The 17,315-nt window shown below is 59.5% G+C and carries 12 protein-coding genes, 1 tRNA gene and 1 pseudogene; 4 read left to right on the forward strand and 10 right to left on the reverse strand.

Going from position 1 to position 17,315, the window contains the following annotated elements; translation table 11 throughout:
• Window positions 1-84 precede the first annotated feature (84 nt).
• Window positions 85-1,275, forward strand: a complete 1,191-nt coding sequence (argJ, locus tag L3J03_03065) for a bifunctional glutamate N-acetyltransferase/amino-acid acetyltransferase ArgJ (GenBank protein MCF6289971.1) — start codon at window positions 85-87, stop codon at window positions 1,273-1,275.
• Window positions 1,276-1,282: 7 nt separating this feature from the next.
• Here argJ and L3J03_03070 read toward each other — a convergent pair whose 3' ends face one another.
• From L3J03_03070 to L3J03_03100, 7 genes are all read right to left on the reverse strand, one after another.
• Window positions 1,283-2,953 (reverse strand): hypothetical protein, encoded by a 1,671-nt coding sequence (locus L3J03_03070; protein ID MCF6289972.1) that lies wholly within the window; start codon window positions 2,951-2,953, stop codon window positions 1,283-1,285.
• A complete protein-coding gene (locus L3J03_03075) occupies window positions 2,950-3,756 on the reverse strand; it encodes an ABC transporter ATP-binding protein (protein ID MCF6289973.1) in 807 nt (268 codons plus the stop codon). Before L3J03_03075 ends, L3J03_03070 begins: the two co-directional genes overlap by 4 nt.
• Before the next feature lie 15 nt (window positions 3,757-3,771).
• A complete protein-coding gene (locus L3J03_03080; protein MCF6289974.1) occupies window positions 3,772-5,262 on the reverse strand; it encodes a transglutaminase-like domain-containing protein in 1,491 nt (496 codons plus the stop codon).
• Window positions 5,263-5,288: 26 nt separating this feature from the next.
• Window positions 5,289-6,221 carry a universal stress protein gene (locus L3J03_03085; GenBank protein MCF6289975.1) on the reverse strand — a complete coding sequence of 311 codons (933 nt, stop codon included), beginning with the start codon at window positions 6,219-6,221 and terminating at the stop codon, window positions 5,289-5,291.
• 32 nt (window positions 6,222-6,253) lie between these two features.
• Complete coding sequence (locus L3J03_03090) at window positions 6,254-7,297, reverse strand: KamA family radical SAM protein (protein MCF6289976.1); 1,044 nt, start codon at window positions 7,295-7,297, stop codon at window positions 6,254-6,256.
• Window positions 7,298-7,496: 199 nt separating this feature from the next.
• Window positions 7,497-8,483, reverse strand: a complete 987-nt coding sequence (locus tag L3J03_03095) for a potassium channel protein (protein ID MCF6289977.1) — start codon at window positions 8,481-8,483, stop codon at window positions 7,497-7,499.
• Between the two features lie 225 nt (window positions 8,484-8,708).
• A complete protein-coding gene (locus tag L3J03_03100) occupies window positions 8,709-8,924 on the reverse strand; it encodes a cold-shock protein (protein MCF6289978.1) in 216 nt (71 codons plus the stop codon).
• Between the two features lie 438 nt (window positions 8,925-9,362).
• Between L3J03_03100 and L3J03_03105 the strand changes: the two genes are divergently transcribed.
• From L3J03_03105 to L3J03_03115, 3 genes and pseudogenes are all read left to right on the forward strand, one after another.
• Window positions 9,363-9,450: transfer RNA gene (locus tag L3J03_03105), tRNA-Leu, on the forward strand.
• A gap of 56 nt (window positions 9,451-9,506) precedes the next feature.
• Window positions 9,507-10,273: pseudogene (gene tatC / locus L3J03_03110) on the forward strand (twin-arginine translocase subunit TatC).
• 114 nt (window positions 10,274-10,387) lie between these two features.
• A complete protein-coding gene (locus tag L3J03_03115; protein ID MCF6289979.1) occupies window positions 10,388-11,680 on the forward strand; it encodes a class II fructose-bisphosphate aldolase in 1,293 nt (430 codons plus the stop codon).
• Between the two features lie 788 nt (window positions 11,681-12,468).
• On the opposite strand, the gene L3J03_03120 is transcribed toward L3J03_03115, so the two are convergent.
• Genes L3J03_03120 through L3J03_03130 form a run of 3 tightly spaced genes read right to left on the reverse strand, consistent with a single transcriptional unit; the run spans window position 12,469 to window position 17,298 of the window.
• Entirely contained in the window at window positions 12,469-15,543 is a 3,075-nt protein-coding gene (locus L3J03_03120) for an efflux RND transporter permease subunit (protein ID MCF6289980.1), read from the reverse strand.
• Window positions 15,536-16,606 (reverse strand): efflux RND transporter periplasmic adaptor subunit, encoded by a 1,071-nt coding sequence (locus L3J03_03125; GenBank protein ID MCF6289981.1) that lies wholly within the window; start codon window positions 16,604-16,606, stop codon window positions 15,536-15,538. Before L3J03_03125 ends, L3J03_03120 begins: the two co-directional genes overlap by 8 nt.
• On the reverse strand, window positions 16,603-17,298 hold the full coding sequence (locus tag L3J03_03130; protein ID MCF6289982.1) for a TolC family protein: 696 nt from the start codon (window positions 17,296-17,298) through the stop codon (window positions 16,603-16,605). The genes L3J03_03125 and L3J03_03130 overlap by 4 nt, the downstream gene beginning before the upstream one ends.
• Window positions 17,299-17,315: the final 17 nt, after the last annotated feature.

Genomic DNA, 17,315 nt, shown 5'->3' on the forward strand with positions numbered 1-17,315 from the left:
AATCAACAAGTTACAAGATGAATCACGTCCGTCGAGCGGGTTGTTGCGAGACCGACAAATAATGTCCCTACAGAAGACTCGATGATTATTATAAAAGGGTTTTCATATGCCGCTATCATGGCCGGGATCCGCAACGGCAAAAAGGCCCGGCTGGACCTGGGGCTTATTTTCTGCGACAGCCCGGCCGTTGCCGCCGGGCTGTTCACCACCAACCGGGTGGCGGCCGCGCCGGTGCTTCTGGGCCGGAGGCATCTCCGCTCCGGCCGGGCCCAGGCCGTCCTGGTCAACAGCGGCATTGCCAATGCCTGCACCGGTGAGCCGGGCCTGGCCGCGGCCCGGGCCTGCGGCCGGTCGGCGGCCGCGGCCCTGGGTATTGCCGAGGAACTGGTCCAGGTATCGTCCACCGGGGTGATCGGCGAGCAGCTGGACCCGGCCCGGTTCGAGGCGGCCATGCCCGCATTGGTCGAGAACCTGGCCCCGGACAAGGGCGATGATGTGGCCCGGGCGATGATGACCACTGATACCGTGGCCAAGACCGCTGGCCGGGAACTGGTTACAGGCGGCCGGACGATAAGGATATTCGGCATGGCCAAGGGCGCCGGGATGATCATGCCGGACATGGCCACCATGCTCTGTTTTGTGATGACCGACGCGGCGATCACCGCGGATGCGCTCAATCAACTGCTCCGGCGCGGGGTGGACCAGTCCTTTAACAAAATCACCGTGGACGGCGATACCAGCACCAATGACACGGTGCTGATCCTGGCCAACGGCCGGGCCAATAACCCGGAGATCCGGGATGCCGGTTCCGAGGGCGGCCGGGCCTTTGGTATTGCCTTAAACGAGTTGCTCCGCGACCTGGCCCTGCAGATCGTGGCTGACGGCGAAGGCGCCACCAAACTGGTCACCATCCGGGTGCAGGGTGCAATTGACAATACGGACGCGGAAAAAGGGGCCCGGAGCATTGGTAACTCGGCCCTGGTCAAGACCGCTTTTTTCGGCGAAGACGCCAACTGGGGCCGGATCATCGGCGCCCTGGGCCGGGCCGGGATCGAACTGGACCAGAACCGGGTCTCCATGGCCTTTGACGATGTACCGATGGTCAAGGACGGGCTTGGTCTGGGACCGGAGCAGGAGGCCGCGGCCACCGCGGTGCTCAAGCAGAAAAAATTCACGGTGACCATCGATCTGGGGCTCGGCCCGGGGAACTGCGAGATCCATACCTGTGATCTCTCCCTGGACTACGTCAGGATCAATGCCGATTACCGGACCTGATCTTCCGTCACCCCGATTCCTCCAGCCTTTTTATCCCCTTTTGCAGAACAAATAAGGCCAGGCCCACGGCCAGAAATATGGAGCCGCCGATCCAGGCAACGAGCAGCAGCAGGTCCCGGGCCCGGAACATGGAGCCGGCCAGGCCGGCGGTTACCAGCCGATAGGTGGGCAGGGCGCCCAGCAGGATAATCAGCAAGATAAAGGCCAGGGCGGTGAATAAAAAGAGGATCGCGCCCATGCCTCCCAGGGCCGCGGCCCGGTTTTCCGCCTTGAAGTCGGCGTACAGCGAGCCAAACCCCAGGGCCAGGGCCACCAGGGTCCAGGTGATCACCAGGCCGCTGGCCAGACAGATCCAGGCCATCGGTCCCTTGATCTTGAGCAGCTGGTTGGAAGCGGCGAGCAGCAGCAGGGCGAGCCCGGTAAAGGGGATCACATAAAAAAAATACTTGGCCAGCAGATAACGCCGCATCGACAAGGGGGCGGCCCGGATCAGGTAGAAGGAGCCGCCCTCGGCCCCCACCGAGGGGTAGACGAACCGGGCCGACAGCGAGGCCACCACAAAGCCGGTCAGGCCGATGTTGAGAAAGGCGATCAGGTTGGCGATATACTCCTCCCTGATCGGGGCGCGGTCCAGGGGCAGCAGCTTGAAGTTGTAGAGATAGACCACGATCAGGGCGGCGATCATGAAGAGTTGGGACCATTCGGCCGAGTCGCGCAGGAACAGCTTGCTCTCCTTGCGGAATATCCAGCGCCAGACCGCTGGCCGGTATCGGCCCGGTGCCGGGAAGCTGCGAAAACCGCCGAACGATTCCTGGGACTTGGAATAGCCGGAAAAGAACCAGCGGCCCATGGCCCACTCGCCGATGAAGAACAGGGCCGGGGGGGTGAAGACCAGCAGGGCCGTCAGCAGCCAGTCGACCTCCCGGTCGAGGAGATAGAGGGAGAGCAGGTTGGCGGCCCAGGCCGCCGGGAGGTAGGGCGCGGCCGGGTTGGCGATCGAGGCGAGATAGTCGAGGAAATGGGCGTACTTGTCCGGGTTGACCAGGTCCTCGGGCCGGAGCAGGCGGAACATCACATAGATGAAGATGCCGAAACAGAGGGATAGATAGAAGATGATATCCTTGGTGCGCCGGGCTGGAAACAGGTTGACCAGGACCACGGTCAGGGCCATGCCCAGGGCCGAGGCAATGGCCGCGGTGGCGACCACTGCCAGGAGCATCAAGGGTGCGTACAGTACCCCGGCGTGGAAGACCCGGCCGTAGGCGGCAAAGATCGGCAGGGAAAAGATGACCATCATCCAGGAGGTGTAGACGGTGGTGGTGAGATAGCGCATGAAATAGAGTTCTTCCGGGGTGACCGGCGCCGCGCCGACGATTTCATTGTCCTGGGACAGGAACAGGGTGGAGACCGCCGAGACCATGCAGGAGAAGATCAGCATCGCAAACACGGTGATCCAGGCCATCTGGAATATCTTCAGGCTGAGGATGATCCCCAACTCGTTCTGGGAGTGGAAATAGGTCACCACCCGGACCGCGGTCAGGTAGAGGGCCAGGCAGACGGCCAGCCCGGTCGCCAGGGCGAGGATGGTGCGCAGGGGCAGGGTGTTGCCGGGAAAGAAGCGGTTGCAGAGGCCACGGCCAAAGGGCAGCAGCAGGCTGGTCCTGGGAGAGGCCATCATTGTTCTCCGGAATTCTGTTGATTCATGGCCCGCAGGGCATTGACCACCTCCCGCACATCGTAGACCCCGGTCAGTTCCAGGAAGATCTCTTCCAGGTCGCTTTCCTCCATCCGGGCCTCTTGACGCAGGGTTGCCAGGTTGCCGACGATCCGGAGGGCGCTGTTGACGATGATCCCGATCCGGTCGCAAAGCTCTTCGGCGATCTCCAGGGAATGGGTGGAAAGGAAGATGGCGGTGCCGGCCCGGGCCCGGGCCCTGAAGAGTTCCTTGACGATCCGGGCGCTTTTGGGGTCCAGCCCGACCATCGGCTCGTCAACGATGATGATCGGCGGGTCGAGCATCAGGATGCTGGCCATGATCAGTTTCTGCCGCATGCCGTGGGAATAGCTTTCAATAAGCTGGTGCCGCCGGTCGCTGAGCCCGAACAGGTCGAGGAGATGGACGGAGTTGGCGTTGAAGGCGGCCGGCTTCAGGCGATAGAGGCTGGCGATGAACTGGAGATACTCGATGCCGGTGAGCTTTTCGTAGAGATAGGGGCGGTCCGGGATGTAGCCGGTAACCTGCTTGCAGGCAACCGGCTCCCGGGCCAGGTCGCGGCCGTTGATCCGGATCCGGCCGGAACTGGGCTTGAGCAACCCGGCGAGCATCTTGATGGTGGTGGTCTTGCCGGCCCCGTTCGGTCCGAGAAAGCCGAAGATCTCCCCGGCCCGGATTTGCAGGGAAAGGTCGTCCACGGCGGTAAAGGCGCCGAACCGCTTGCTGAGTCGTTCCATTTCGATCATCGGCCTGGCTTCGGCAGTCACGAGATATCCTCCGGTTCAGGGGCCGGCGGGCCGGGCAGCCCCGGTGGAGAGCAGCGGTTGGTCCACGACCTCAATGGAGAGTCGGCCCAACAGGGCGCCGATTCGAATCATCTCCCTGGTCTCGCCCTGGATGAACTTGATATGGGTGATATCGGCCGGCAGTTGATCGCGGGTGGTGTCCAGGCTGATCCAGCGATTGTCAAGACAGACCTCGTTCCAGGCATGGTAGTAAAACGCCCCCTGGTGGAAGACCACCCCGGCAACAACCCGGCAGGGGATCCCGGCCCCGCGGGCCAGGGCCGCGAACAGGGCCGCGTGTTCGTTGCAGTCTCCCCGGCGGGTATGAAAGGTGGTTAGCGCGTCGGGGATTCCGAGAACCGGCCGTTTTTCCAGGTTGGTAAAGACCCAGCTGGCCAGGGCCCGGACCTTGGCCAGGGGGGTGGCCGCGGCAGCGGTGGTTTCACGGACCAGCTTGTTGAGGGCCGCGTTTTTCGACTGGATGTAGGGGGTGGCGGCCAGTTCCGCATCCGCGTCTGCGCAGACCTCGGCATCCTCTGCCGGCAGATCCTCCAGGGTCACGGTGACGATATCGTTGGTCACTCGCTGCCGGTCCTGGTTCAGATCGAAATCGTTGTCAGCCGGCATGGTCAGGCGAAAGCTCAGGCTGGTTCGCTGGTCAAGTTCCGGCATGGTGCCGGTCAAGGGCACGGAAACCGAACTGAGCAGTTCCTTGCCCTTGTGAACAAGGTCAGTGGCCTTGAACTCCGGTTCGGCCAGGAAGACGAACCCGGCCGGCGATTCCTCCTTGATCAGCTTGCCCGCATCGTTGAGCCAGCTGTTGAAAAAGAGTCCGGAAAAAGATTCGGTAAAACGATGCAGGTTGTGGACCCGTCCGTTGATCAGCACCTTTTCCCGGCCCTGGTATTCAATCACCGAGTTCTGACCGGACAGGGTCATGGGATCGAAGTAGGGCACCCTGCGCCGGTCGCCCGGCTTGAGGTCCCGGGTGAGGAGATAGCCGCGCTGACTGGTGGAAAGAAAGGGCGGCTCGGCCAGGCGGATGACCTCTTTTATGGTCTCCTTGCCACTGGTCAGCTCGAAGCGGACCTCCCGGCCCCGGACCGTGCCCCGGGCATCCATCCGGTAAAAGGGGGAGTCAAGATGAAAGGTAAAACTCCGCAGGAGGAGGTCGTTGGCGAGTTCGGCGGTGACCGTCATCCTGACCGGATGGATCTGGTCAAGGATGTTCAGCCGGAGCAGGGCCTCCTGGGAGAGAATCAGGGTGTCCGGTCCGGCGGGGTGGAGCCGGTTTTTGACATAACCGATCCGTTGGCCCTGGAAGTAGACCCCGAGAAAACTCTCCTCCCGTCCCTGTTGGATGACCCGGGCCTCGCGCAGGTCCAGGGTCTTGATGAAATAATCCCGTTTGAGCAGGGCGACCAGTAAAACGACCCAGATGATCAGCAGCACGATCCGGGCAATCTTGGCAACAGGGCGAATGGACATTGATACCTTGCTGGTTTGTCAGGGGATCAGCCTACCAACCAGACCGAGACATCCGCGGCCATGGCCATCACCTTTGCCGATACGCTGCCTAAAAAACCTTTTTTCTCTTCCCCGCCGCGGCGGCCCATGACAATGGTGCCGAAATCGTCGATCAGGGCCTGGCGGATGATCTGCCGGCTGGGGTGAACTCCCTTGCTGGTGGTGAGCCGGCGGATTTTTTCCGCTGGAAAACCGCTGTTCAGCAAGAGCTGTTCCGGGCCGTGAAAGTGGCTGTCCGGGCGGTTGTCCAGGAGAAAATCGCAGGCATTGCCGAACAGTTGCCGGCATTGCTCCGGGTCAAGGGTCTGTTTATGGCTGAACATCGACTCGGAGTGGAACAGGGTCACCTCGGCATAGGGATTGTCCTTGAGGATAAAGCCGAGGTGGTCCGCCGCCTTCAGGCTGTGGAAGGAGCCGTCCACCGGCAGCAGGAACCGGCGCGAGTTGACCTGGCCGTCCACCACCCAGATGGGAACATCGGTGCATTTTTTCAGGATCCGTTCCGAGACGCTGCCCATGACCATTTCTTCCAGCCTGGTCAGGCCGCGGCGGCCGATGATCAAGGCATCGTAGAGCCCCTGGCGCGCCACCGTGAGGATGTCGTCGGCCACCCCTGTTCGCGAGAGTTGGACCTGGGTGGTGATCTGTTGCGGACTTATCCCGCGCCGGCCGAGTTGCATGACCGCCTCGTTCATATAGCGCCTGGCCGCGGCGTATTGTTTCCGGGACGCGGGGCTCATGCTGCTCATCAGCTCGAGGTCGTCCAGCCAGTCACGGCCGGCTGCGGATAATGTACAGGGAACAACGCAGAGGAGATGGAGAAAGACCTGGTCCAGATCCTCAAAGAGCCGGCTGAGATAGCGCAGGGTGTTGGCGCTGTATACCGAGCCGTCCACTGTCACCAGGAGTTTTCTTTCCATGCCGTCTGCTCCGCCGGGGGGGAAGGGATTGATCACGATTTTACATTGCCATAGGAGCAGGTAACCCCGCAATAGTTTTCGAACACCAGTTCATGGTCCAGGCGAAGGACATAATCAGGGAGCAGCGGAATCTTGCCGCCGCCGCCCGGGGCGTCCACCGCAAAGGTGGGCACGGCCAGGCCCGAGGTGTGGCCGATCAGGGCACGCATGATCGACAGTCCCTGCTCGACCGGAGTACGGAAATGATTAGTGCCCCGGGTCATGTCGCCCTGAAAGAGATAGTAGGGTTTGACCCGGATCAGGAGCAGCTTGTGGAACAGATGCCGGAGTGTTGCGGCCGAGTCGTTGACCCCCTTGAGGAGTACGGTCTGGCAGCCCATGGGGATGCCGGCGTCGGCCAGCCGGGTGCAGGCCCGGGCCGCTGCGGCGGTGATTTCGCCGGGATGATTGAAGTGGGTGTTGATGTAGAGCGGATGAAAGCGTTGCAAAAGGGCGGCCAACCGGCGGGTGACCCGCATGGGCAGGGTACAGGGCACCCGGCTGCCGATCCGGATGATCTCGATGCTGGGGATCCGGCGCACTGATTCCAGGAGCTGTTCGAGCCGGTCGTCGGAAAGCAGCAGGGGGTCGCCGCCGGAGAGGAGCACGTCCCGGATTTCCGGAGTTTTGCGGAGATAGTCGAGCCCGGCGCGGATGGTGTCGTTGCTGATCCGCATCCGGTCGGTGCCCACCTTGCGTTTCCGGGTGCAGAACCGGCAGTAGACCGCGCACTGGTCATTGACCAGGAACAGGGCCCGGTCCGGATATTTATGGACCAGGTTGGGAACAGGGCTCAGATTCTCTTCATTGAGCGGGTCCTCCATGCAGACCGTGTCGTCAAGCTCCCTCGGGTCGGGAACTGCCTGGAGCCAGAAAGGGTCGCCCGGTTTCTTGATCAGGGAGAGATAATAGGGGTTGATCCGCATCGGGTAGGCGGCGGCAACCGCCTCCAGGGGGCTGGGGTCGATGTCGAACCGGGACGCCAGTTCCCGGGGCAGAACAATGCTTTTGCGTAACAGGCGTTGCCACTGGGTCATTTCATTTTTTTTGTTCGTAAATCAAATATTGATAAACTCGTAACAACCCGAAAGGCTTCAAATGCCACCCAATAAAATCAACAAGTTACAAGACGAATCACGTCCGTCGAGCGGGTTGTTGCGAGACCGACAAATGTTCGATTGTTTATATGAAGTCGTTGCGGGCGAAGCTCGGTGTCCGGGCAGGTATCCTTGCAATCTACAGTAGTTTCTCAAAGGCCTTGATATGATCGTGTTCGCCCAGGACAACCAGAATATCGTCCTGGAGAATGGTGGTGTCCGGGCCGGGGTTGAAAAGCATCTCGCCCTGGTCGCGCTTGATTGCCACCACAATGAGGTCGTGTTCCTTGCGGATATTGGTATCCTTGAGGCTTTTGCCGGCAAAGGCGGCCTTGTCCGTAACCCGCATCTCCTCCAGTCGCAGGCCGAGTTCGCCGGCGTGAACAGTGAGGTCGATGAAATCGATCACCGTGGGACGGACCAGGAGGTGGGCCATCCGGCAGGCCCCGATATAATAGGGCGAGATGACCTTGTTGGCCCCGGCCCGCAGCAGTTTGACCTCCGAACCCTCCTCGCCGCTGGACCGGGCCAGGATAAACAGGTTCGGGTTCAATCCCTTGGCCGAGAGGGTGATGTAGACATTATCGGCGTCGGAAGAGACCACGGCAATGAGCCCCTTGGCCTTTTTGATCCCGGCGGCAAGCAGCATCTCGTCGTTTGAGGCCTCGCCCTGCAAGGAGAGATAACCGAGTTCCTCGATCTGCTGGATCTGTTCCGGGTCATGTTCGATCACTGCAAAAGGGCGATTGTTTTCTTTAAGCACGCTGCAGATGACCTTGCCGATTCTGCCGAAGCCGCAGACGATGTAGTGATCTTTCAGGCGTGATACCTTTTTTTCCATTTTTTTTCTCCCTAGGATTCGCCGCAATCCCCCTTCGACCATTGCCTCGGTGATATTGCCGAACAGGTACAGGACAAAGCTCACCCCCACCACGATCAGGGCGATGGTGAATAATTTTCCGCTGGGACTCAGCGGAAAGACTTCACCGTAGCCCACGGTGGTAATGGTGATGACCGTCATGTAAAGGGCGTTGAGCATGCTGCTGCCTTCCAGCACCATGTAGCCGGTGGTGCCGACAAAGAGGATGGCGGCAAGAATTATCAGCCCGGTGACTGTTTTTCGCATCTAGGTGAACCGTTTGCGTTTGCGGGAATCGGCGCCCGGCCGGCCAGGGGGCGGAGTTGTGCCAAGGCAGTGCCCAAGTAATCATAAATATACCGGTTTTACAAGCCCTTTTCAGAGAAGCGGGACAGGGACGGCGCGTGATCAAAAGGATGGTGACGCTTGAATAAAAAAACCCCCTTCCGGCAAGTCCGGAAGGGGGCGGTGTTGTTGAGCTTTGCAGCGGGTCTAATCCGAGGCAATCACATCATCGGCCTGGGGGCCTTTTTGCCCCTGGTTGACCGTAAACTCTACCTTTTGACCTTCTTCAAGGGAGCGGAAACCACCGGTGTCCCGGATGGAAGTGAAGTGGACAAACACATCGTCTCCCTGATCCCGGGCGATGAAACCGTAGCCCTTGCTGCTGTTGAACCATTTTACCGTGCCTATTTCCCGATCTGCCATCCTGCTTAACCTCCAAAAATTGCGATACTAACGTATCATGCTGGCGGGTAACAAGCCGCCATAAGCGATTGGTTCCGGAAACAGTTCCGCAACCAGTCTTCCCTCTCGAACCCGGCCGGCCGGGTCTGAAAAAATTTCCATGGATGAACAAAAAGATCTCATCTGACTGATATCCCGTCCTTACAGCCCGGGCCGGAATCGATCCCGGCCCGGGCCTGCATTTAAAAATTACAATATGCGGGAACCCGGCAAAGCACAATACTAAAAGAATGGCAGGTTAATGGCAGGCAAAACCTAGTACTAAACCATAACAATCGAATGGTGATCCGGCGGTCTCTTCCCAGGGCCGGCAAAAGCGGAATTGAAGTGCTTCTTCTGACTTGTCTTTTATGGGAAATTATGCTACAACCCCCGTGAATCCGGAGAATATTTCATTGTGCCCGGGTGGCGGAACTGGTAGACGCAAGGGACTTAAAATCCCTCGATCCTTGTGATTGTGCGAGTTCGATTCTCGCCCCGGGCACCATTTTCGCGGCCAGATATCCCGGACCGCTTACGCTGAACAAGAGAAACCAGCGCTCCATGGAAAAATTTGAAAAACAGCAGTTGACCGATCACCTGAAGGACCTGCGGTCCTGTATCATCTACTCCCTCATCGCCTCGGCCGTGGGGTTCGCGGTTTCCTATGTCTATATCCAGGAGATCGGCGCCTGGTTCTTCAAGCCCCTGTTCGACGTCCTGCCGCCGGAATCCAGCCTTATCTTCACCTCTTACCAGGAGGCCTTTTTTTTTATCTAAAATTGGCCCTGGTCTGCGGGGTGATCCTGGGCAGCCCGGTGACATTTTTTCAGATCTGGCGTTTTGTCGCCCCGGGCCTGTATCAGCATGAAAAAAAGGCGCTGATCCCCTTTTCCCTGCTTTCAACCTGTTGTTTTACCGGCGGGGTCGCCTTTGCCTATTTTGTCGTCTTTCCGCCGGCCTTTAAGTTTCTGGTCGGCTACAGCACCGATTATCTCAACCCGATGCCAGCGGTGACCGAGTATTTTTCCCTGGCCCTGCGCCTTCTCATCGCCTTTGGCGCCATCTTCGAGCTGCCGATCGTCATGGTCTTTCTTGCCAGGCTCGGGGTGGTGAACGTCGCCTTTCTCAACCGGAATCGCAAGTATGCGGTGCTGATCAATTTTGTGATTGCAGCAATCCTGACCCCTACCCCCGATGTGGTGAACCAGATGTTGATGGGGGTGCCGCTTCTTATTCTATACGAGGTGAGCGTGGTGGCGGTGTGGCTTTTCGGCCGCCGCGGTTTTGCCGGGAGCCGGGAGCCGGAACAGGACCCTTCGGCTGATTGAGACCTTCCGTGGCCAGCGCCCCTTGCAACTTTATTCATATCGGTTAAAACGTAACTGATTACGGGAGAGATCTTTCCGGGGTTGAAAAAACAGTTAAAAAGAGGATGGAGAACCATGATCAGCGCAAGCCGTGCTAATGAAGACTTTCAACAGGCCCTGGCCATCGGCCGGCCACCCAACATTGTCAAGCTTTTTCCCAACTCCCGCGCCCTGATCGTCAGCGGCAAGGTGATTGACCGGGCCTTGATCGCCAAGGGCAAGGCAATGACCATGGCGGCCAACGGCCGCAATTGCCTGGTGATCCGTGGCGCGCTGATGGCGGCCCAGCGGGCCAATGCCGCGATGATCATCGAGATCGCCCGTTCCGAGGGTGGGGCGGATGCCTATTGCGCGGTCAATTACTGGAACATTGCCCGGATCGTCGACTCCTTCTGCAATGAGCTGGGAATAACCGTGCCAGTGGCGATCCATGCCGACCATTACGGGATCAAGAAACCCGGGGACGTTGACTTTGCCCAACAGGAGATTCCCACCCTGTTTGATGCCGGGATTACCTCCATTGCCGTTGATGCCTCCCACATGCCGGATGCGGACAACCTGGCCGCCAACATCGCCTTGAACCCCTACATCCCGAAATGGGCCGGGCTGGAGACCGAGGTGGGCGAGATCAAGGGCTCCCAGGGGCTGTCCTCGGTGGAGGAGGCCCTGTTCCTGATCCAGGGGTTGAACGCCCATGACATCTTTCCGGACTGGATCGCCCTTAACAACGGCACCACCCACGGCATTGAGGCAAGCGACCAGGGGATCCAGGTGGATCTCACCGCTGAGATCCATGCGCGGCTTGTTCCATATCAGGTGTCCGGCGCCCAGCACGGCACCTCGGGCAACAGCTCGGAGCGGCTGCGGCAAATCGCCGCCCAAACCCGGACCACCAAGGCCAATGTGGCCACGGCCCTGCAGATGATCTCCTGGGGCCTGGTGGTGAACGACTATGGCAACGCCCAAATGGATGGGGCTGGTGATTTTATCAAAAAGGAAGGTGAAGGGGTCTCGGAAGAGATGTGGCTGGAGATGGTTGGCTATGCCCGGCACAGGGGATGGAAGGGCGGTGATTTCAAGAAACTGAATCTGCCCTTTGAGACCAAGCTGATGGGCCAGCCCCGGCAGATCCGGCAACGGATGGCAACCCGGGTGGAGGAGTTTGTCCATCGGTTGCTGGTCGAGGTGTTCAATGCCCGGGACACCGCGCCCCTGGCCGTTGAGGCCATTCTTGCGGCCGGCTCCCACGATCCCGGTCCCAAGGTCGGCCGGATCGAGGATCCCGGCCAGTGGACCGAGGAGAAGTTCCGGCGCCGGGCCGGGGCGATGGACACTGACAAGGGACCGCGGGGAGATTTTGATGATTAGTTGATGACTGCCAGAGGACAGAGGACGGAGGACCCGCCTTTGCCATCCTCCTTCGCCTGATGGCTACGGCGGGCAAGCAGAGGACAGTGGACAGAGGACGGAGGACAGAGGACAGAGGACAGTGGACAGTGGACAGTAAACCAAACACCAAACACCAGGCACCAAACACCAGGCACCAGGCACCAGGCACCAGGCACTAAAAACAGTGGCCGGTGGGTGGAAGAATAAACGTTGGACGTAAGCGTTCACCAGCACCTCATCTTCGCCCATTTTGGCCTGCTCGAATAGCACCAGTATGCTTCGCAGTCCCAAATGAACGAATCTAAGCCACTGGTAAACGCTTACGGGCATGAGATTACCGTAAATCCGTACCCCCGGTGAACGGTTACTAAAAAAGATGGACCAGGAGATTGCTGAGAAATGCAAAGGGGAGGGGTGTGACACTACCCGCCGGTACAGCCCGGGATATGGAGATTTTTCTATCGCGGCCCAACCGGTATTTTTTGGGCTTGTTAAGGACGTCATGCCGGTTCTTAAAATGAGCCCGGGTTATATCCTCTCGCCTGAGAAAACGATAACAGCGATAAAAGGTGTTACTTGACGAGGCGGCTTTTGGTATATCGGAATACCGGGGACAGCCACCTGGGTAATGGGGTACTTCAGATTATAAGTTTCGTAACCGTTCGCCGGGGTCAGTTCATCGTAGCTGTTTAGGTGGGGCAGGCAGATCAAAGTGACCGGCGAAGAGACCAGTCGGCCGGCCGGCCGAAGACAGGCCGCGGTAGCACTCATGCGGTCCAGATAAAGATGAGCGGGATAAAGAGCAGGGTCAGAAAGGTGCCGACCAGCAGGCCGCCGATGGCCACTGCCCCCAGGGGCGCCAACCGTTCCAGGCCGATGGCTGAACCAAGGGCCACCGGCAGCATCCCGGCTGCCACCGCAAAGGCGGTCATCAGGACCGGCCTGGTGCGGATCCGGATACTTTCCAGCATGGCCTCTTTTTTCCCCATCCCCCGGGCTATTTTTTCCCGGGCAAAATGGATCAGCAGAATGGCGTTGTTGACAATGATCCCGGAGAGCAGGATAAAGCCCATCATTGCCGGCATGGAGACGTGATAGTTGAGCAGCAGCAGGGTCCAGGCGGCGCCGATGATGGTCAGGGGAATGGAGAGGATGATCATCAGGGAGATCCGGATGGAGTCGAAAAAGATTATCAGGGTGAAAAAGATCAGGATAACCGCAAAACCGATGGCCGTGACCATCCGGCCGGCGGAGTTCCGGAACTCCTTGATATCGCCCACCTGTTCCATGGTCACCGATGGCGGCAGGGTGGTGCCGGTGAAACCCTGGTCAAAGCTGTCCATGATATGGGAAATGGCCGTCTTCTCGCGGAACCCGTATACATTAAGGGTATAGTTGAGACCCTCCCGGCTGATGAGTCCGGGTTCAAGGTCCCGGCTGACCGTGGCCAGGGCTGCCAGGGGTATCTTTTCCCCGTTCGGGGTGTTGATAAGAACGGTGGAAAGGAGTTCGAACCGGTCCCGTTGGGCCGCCGGCAGCCAGAGCCTTACCCCGAAGTCGGTACTGTTGGCAGCGGCAAAGGTCGCAACCCGGGCGCCGCGGAGCAGGAGCTGGAGCTGGGTGATGATCTCCGAACTGTTCAGGCCGTGCAAGGCGGCCCGTTCCTGGTTGATATCAAGCTGGTAGACGATTTTATCGATATCCCAGGTGCGGGAGACCGAAACCACGCCCCGGGTTTTATACAGCGCCTTTTCCACCTGGTCCCCGGCCCGGACCAGGTCGTCAAAATCAGGGCCGGACAGCATTACATCGATGTTGGCGCGGATACTGGCCAGGGCGGTGGCCCCGTAGTCCACCACGTCCAGACGCTTGATGTTCTCGATTCCGGCAATCAGCGGCCGAAGCCGGTGTTCAATGTCCCAGATCGACTCTTCACGCTCATGGCGATTCACATAGGTGGCTGTAATGGCGATGTGGTCGCTGCCGGAGCCGCTGCCGATGCTCAAGACCCCGGCCTCGCTGCCAATGGCGGCGGAGAGCCGCTTGAGCCGGCCGTTTTCCAACAGGATCCCATTAACCTGCCGGGTGATCTCCTTGCTTGCTGCAATGGGCAGATTGGGGTCGGTGGTGATGTTGATCCTGATGCCGCCGGTATCCATGGGCGGCATCAGTTCCCGGCCGACAACGGGCATCACTCCCTTGACACTGACAACAAACAGCGCCAGCAATACCGCGAAATAGACCAGCGCGACTGTTTTCCGCTTGAGCGCCGCCCCGACCGCGGCGGCAAAAAAGTGGTGGACGGCCTCGTTGGCCCTGCCGGTGATCCGGTGGAAAAACCTTTCCACGCGCAGGAGAAGGGGATGGTTGAGCGTCAGTATTTTAAGCGACAGCAACGGCACCGCGGTAATCGAGATGACATAGGAGGCGGCCAGGGCCAGGAGCAGGGTGACGGTCAGGGGCCGGAATACGGTCTGCGGGTAGCCGCCCACAAAAAGAATCGGGGCCAGGGCGATCATGGTGGTGACCGTGCCGGAGAGATCGGCGAACATGATCTCCCTGGTGCCCCGCATGACCGCCCGGTGGATCTCCGAGCCAAGCTCCCGGTAATGACGTTCAATGTTCTCCATGACCACCACCGCGTCATCGAGCAGCAGGCCCAGGGCCAGGATGATGCCGGTCAGGGTCACCACGTTGAACTCAATGCCCGCCAGCCACATCAGGGCAACGGTTGCGGCATAGACCAGCGGGATGGTGAACAGGACCACCAGCATCTGTCTGAAACTGGCCAGAAAGAGGAACACCACGAACACGGACATGAGAATCGCGTCCCGCAGGGATCCGAACATGTTCCCGGTGGACTGGACAATGGTGTCTTTCTGGGTATCGGTGATCTCCAGGCAGAGCCCCGGGTACCGGGCCTTGATCTCGGCAAGTTCAGTTTCCACCCGGTCAATGGTCCGGACCACGTCCGCGTCGAGCCCGCGCTGCACGGCCAGGGCGATGGCCGCCTTGGAGTTGCCGTAATAGCCGGCGCTGTTCTCATAATGGCCGAAATAGATGTCACTCACCTCGGCCAGGGTTACCGCCGGGGTCAGGCGCAACGACCCGAGCCCGGCCATACTCTCCTGCCGGCCGGGTGATTTGAGCAGATAGCGGCCCTGCCCGCCGCTGATAAAACCAACGGCATAGTCCCGGTTATTGGACTGCAGCACTGCCTGGACCATGCCGATGCTCAGCCCGTACCGGTCAAGTTTTTCCTTGTCAACAATGATCTGGACCTCTTTTTTATAGCCGCCGAACACATCCACGTTGGCCACCCCGGGGAGCTTGATCAACCGCTGCTTCAACCTGTTCTCCGCAAGCTGGCGGATATCCTCAAGTCCCATGCCGCTGCTGCCGGGACTTACGGCAATAACGACAATCGGCGCAGTGGCAGCGGATATTTTGTGGATCCGGGGTTCAAGGATGTCTCCGGGCAGGAGGGAGCGGATCTTGTTGATGGAATTGGTCACATCAGCGGCCGCCAGTTCGAGGTTTTTCTGATAATCAAACTCAGCGCGAATAACGCTGACCTCGTCGATGGTGGTGGAGTATACCCGGCGGATATTGTCCAGGGTGTAGAGTTCCTCTTCCACCGGAACGGTGACGTTGGCGGCAATGGTCTTGGCCGAGCCGCCCGGCTGGACGATGACCACGGCAATCTCGGGATAGTTGGACTCAGGGAACAGTTTCCGGTCGATCCGGTTGTAGCCCAGCACACCCAGGAACAGAAAAAGGGCCAGGAACGAGCAGATGAGATAGGGACGCCCCAGCAGACGTTCGATCCAACTGTTATTCATTGTTCTTTTCCCGGATAACCTTGATCCTGCCATAGGAGGGAAGCAGGCCCAGCTTGGCCTCGGCTGCCACGGCAACCGGTGTTGCCGGACACGGATCGATCAGGGCGAACTTCTTGTCCCGCGCCTTGACGGTTACCGCTTTTTCGGCAAAGCGGTCGCCCTGGAGGAGCATGATGCTCTCGCCCCGGTCCCGGTGGAGCAGGGCCCGGACCGGCACACCGCAGCCGGATCCGCTTTTTACCACCAGTTCGATGGTCAGATAACTGCCGTTGGGCCGGTCCAGCCGGCGGTCAAGGACAACCTCGGCAACCGACAACCCTCCCCTGGCATCGTTATACAGCCTGGTGATTTTTCCGGCCTTGCCCCCCTGGAGCAGGACCTCCATGCCCGGCCGGATCTCCGCCGGTCCGGGCATGAAGCTGAAAGTGAGTTTCTGCGGCAGGGAATTGAGTGAGATAATGGGGCGGCCGGGCGAGGCAAGATCACCTTGATGCAGGAAAACCGTGCCCACGATGCCGGCAAACGGGGCCCTGAGGTTGAGATAATCGAGCTGATTCTCAAGACCCCTGATCTTCTGTTCCAGGTCGGTTACCGTTGCGCCGGCAACCCCAAGGGCAACCCCGGCGGCCTCGAGCCTTTCCCGGGCCAGGCCGCCGACCTTGAACATGGCCTTGTTACGCTCATACTGGGTCCTGCTGTAATCATTCTGTTCCCGGGCCGCGGCAAGTTTTGCCCGCAGGGCGGCAATGGCGGCCAGGATCTCCTGGTCATCGATGCGCACCAGCAGGTCGCCTTGGCCCACCTCCCGGCTCTCGTCAACCAGGAGTTCACTGATCCGGCCGCTCAGCTTGGAGGAGATTGCAACACTGGTTGCAGATTCCAGTCTGGCCAGAAAGGTACTTGTCTGAAAAACGGTTCTGTTCTCCGGCAGCACTGTTTTGACCGGATGGGACATCGGGGTTGCCATCGGGGCCGCGGCTATGGTCTGGCTGCGTTTTTTCAGAAGCACTGCCCCGGCCACAATCAGGATGACGAGCAGAACCGGCAGGATAATTTTTTTCATCTGTTTTCTCCATGTTCGAGCAGGTAATCAAGATAAAAACAAGCAGTCTTATAACGGTAGCCAGTGTCGATAAAGCGGCTCTCCGCCAGTTGGTGACGGGCCCTGGCATGGAGGATATCGCTGATATCAGCGGCCCCCTGCTCAAAACGGACCTGCTCAATGGCCGCGCTCTCCCTGGTCATGGCAAGTTCCGCCCGGGCGCTGTTGTAGTCGCTGGCCGCGGTGTTGATCCTGAAGACCGCTTCCGCCAATGCCCGCTTGAGTTCCAGTTCCGCCTTGGTCTGTTCGTATTGACTCTGACGGGCAATGATCTCGATCGCCCGGGTCCGGGCAAAGCCGGTAAAGAGCGCCACCTCGTAGACAACCCCCGCGCTGAACAGATCCTCGGTGGTTGGTACGGCCGCGGGGTTGGAGGATATTGATGCCGGGGTCATGGGGGCCAGGGTATGGGGCAGATTATAATGGGTGTAGGATGAGACGATATCCAGGTTGCCGAAACTGCGCGCTTTCTGCTCTACCATGTCTGCATGGGCGAGTTGCAGGTTCAGTTGTTGTTTGTCCAGGTCCGGATTGTTCCGCAGGGCCAGTTCAACACACTCTTCGAGGGTGAAGGCCCGGCCCGGGCCAACCGTGACAACAAGGACGAGCAGGATGACCGCAACCGGGGGCAGAATTTTTTTTAAAAGACCCATGGCGATTTTTTTGACAT

It is taken from the genome of Desulfobacterales bacterium, from assembly GCA_021647905.1.
In the GTDB taxonomy this organism is placed as follows: Bacteria; Desulfobacterota; Desulfobulbia; order Desulfobulbales; family BM004; genus JAKITW01.

What these genes read in the sequence shown, in the direction of transcription:
- L3J03_03115 (MCF6289979.1), top strand. Translation starts at nt 10,388, where the DNA reads ATGATCAGCGCAAGCCGTGCTAATGAAGACTTTCAACAGGCCCTGGCC.
- L3J03_03095 (MCF6289977.1), bottom strand. Translation starts at nt 8,483, where the DNA reads ATGCGAAAAACAGTCACCGGGCTGATAATTCTTGCCGCCATCCTCTTT.
- L3J03_03120 (MCF6289980.1), bottom strand. Translation starts at nt 15,543, where the DNA reads ATGAATAACAGTTGGATCGAACGTCTGCTGGGGCGTCCCTATCTCATC.
- L3J03_03130 (MCF6289982.1), bottom strand. Translation starts at nt 17,298, where the DNA reads ATGGGTCTTTTAAAAAAAATTCTGCCCCCGGTTGCGGTCATCCTGCTC.
- L3J03_03085 (MCF6289975.1), bottom strand. Translation starts at nt 6,221, where the DNA reads ATGGAAAGAAAACTCCTGGTGACAGTGGACGGCTCGGTATACAGCGCC.
- L3J03_03100 (MCF6289978.1), bottom strand. Translation starts at nt 8,924, where the DNA reads ATGGCAGATCGGGAAATAGGCACGGTAAAATGGTTCAACAGCAGCAAG.
- L3J03_03070 (MCF6289972.1), bottom strand. Translation starts at nt 2,953, where the DNA reads ATGATGGCCTCTCCCAGGACCAGCCTGCTGCTGCCCTTTGGCCGTGGC.
- L3J03_03125 (MCF6289981.1), bottom strand. Translation starts at nt 16,606, where the DNA reads ATGAAAAAAATTATCCTGCCGGTTCTGCTCGTCATCCTGATTGTGGCC.
- L3J03_03090 (MCF6289976.1), bottom strand. Translation starts at nt 7,297, where the DNA reads ATGACCCAGTGGCAACGCCTGTTACGCAAAAGCATTGTTCTGCCCCGG.
- L3J03_03080 (MCF6289974.1), bottom strand. Translation starts at nt 5,262, where the DNA reads ATGTCCATTCGCCCTGTTGCCAAGATTGCCCGGATCGTGCTGCTGATC.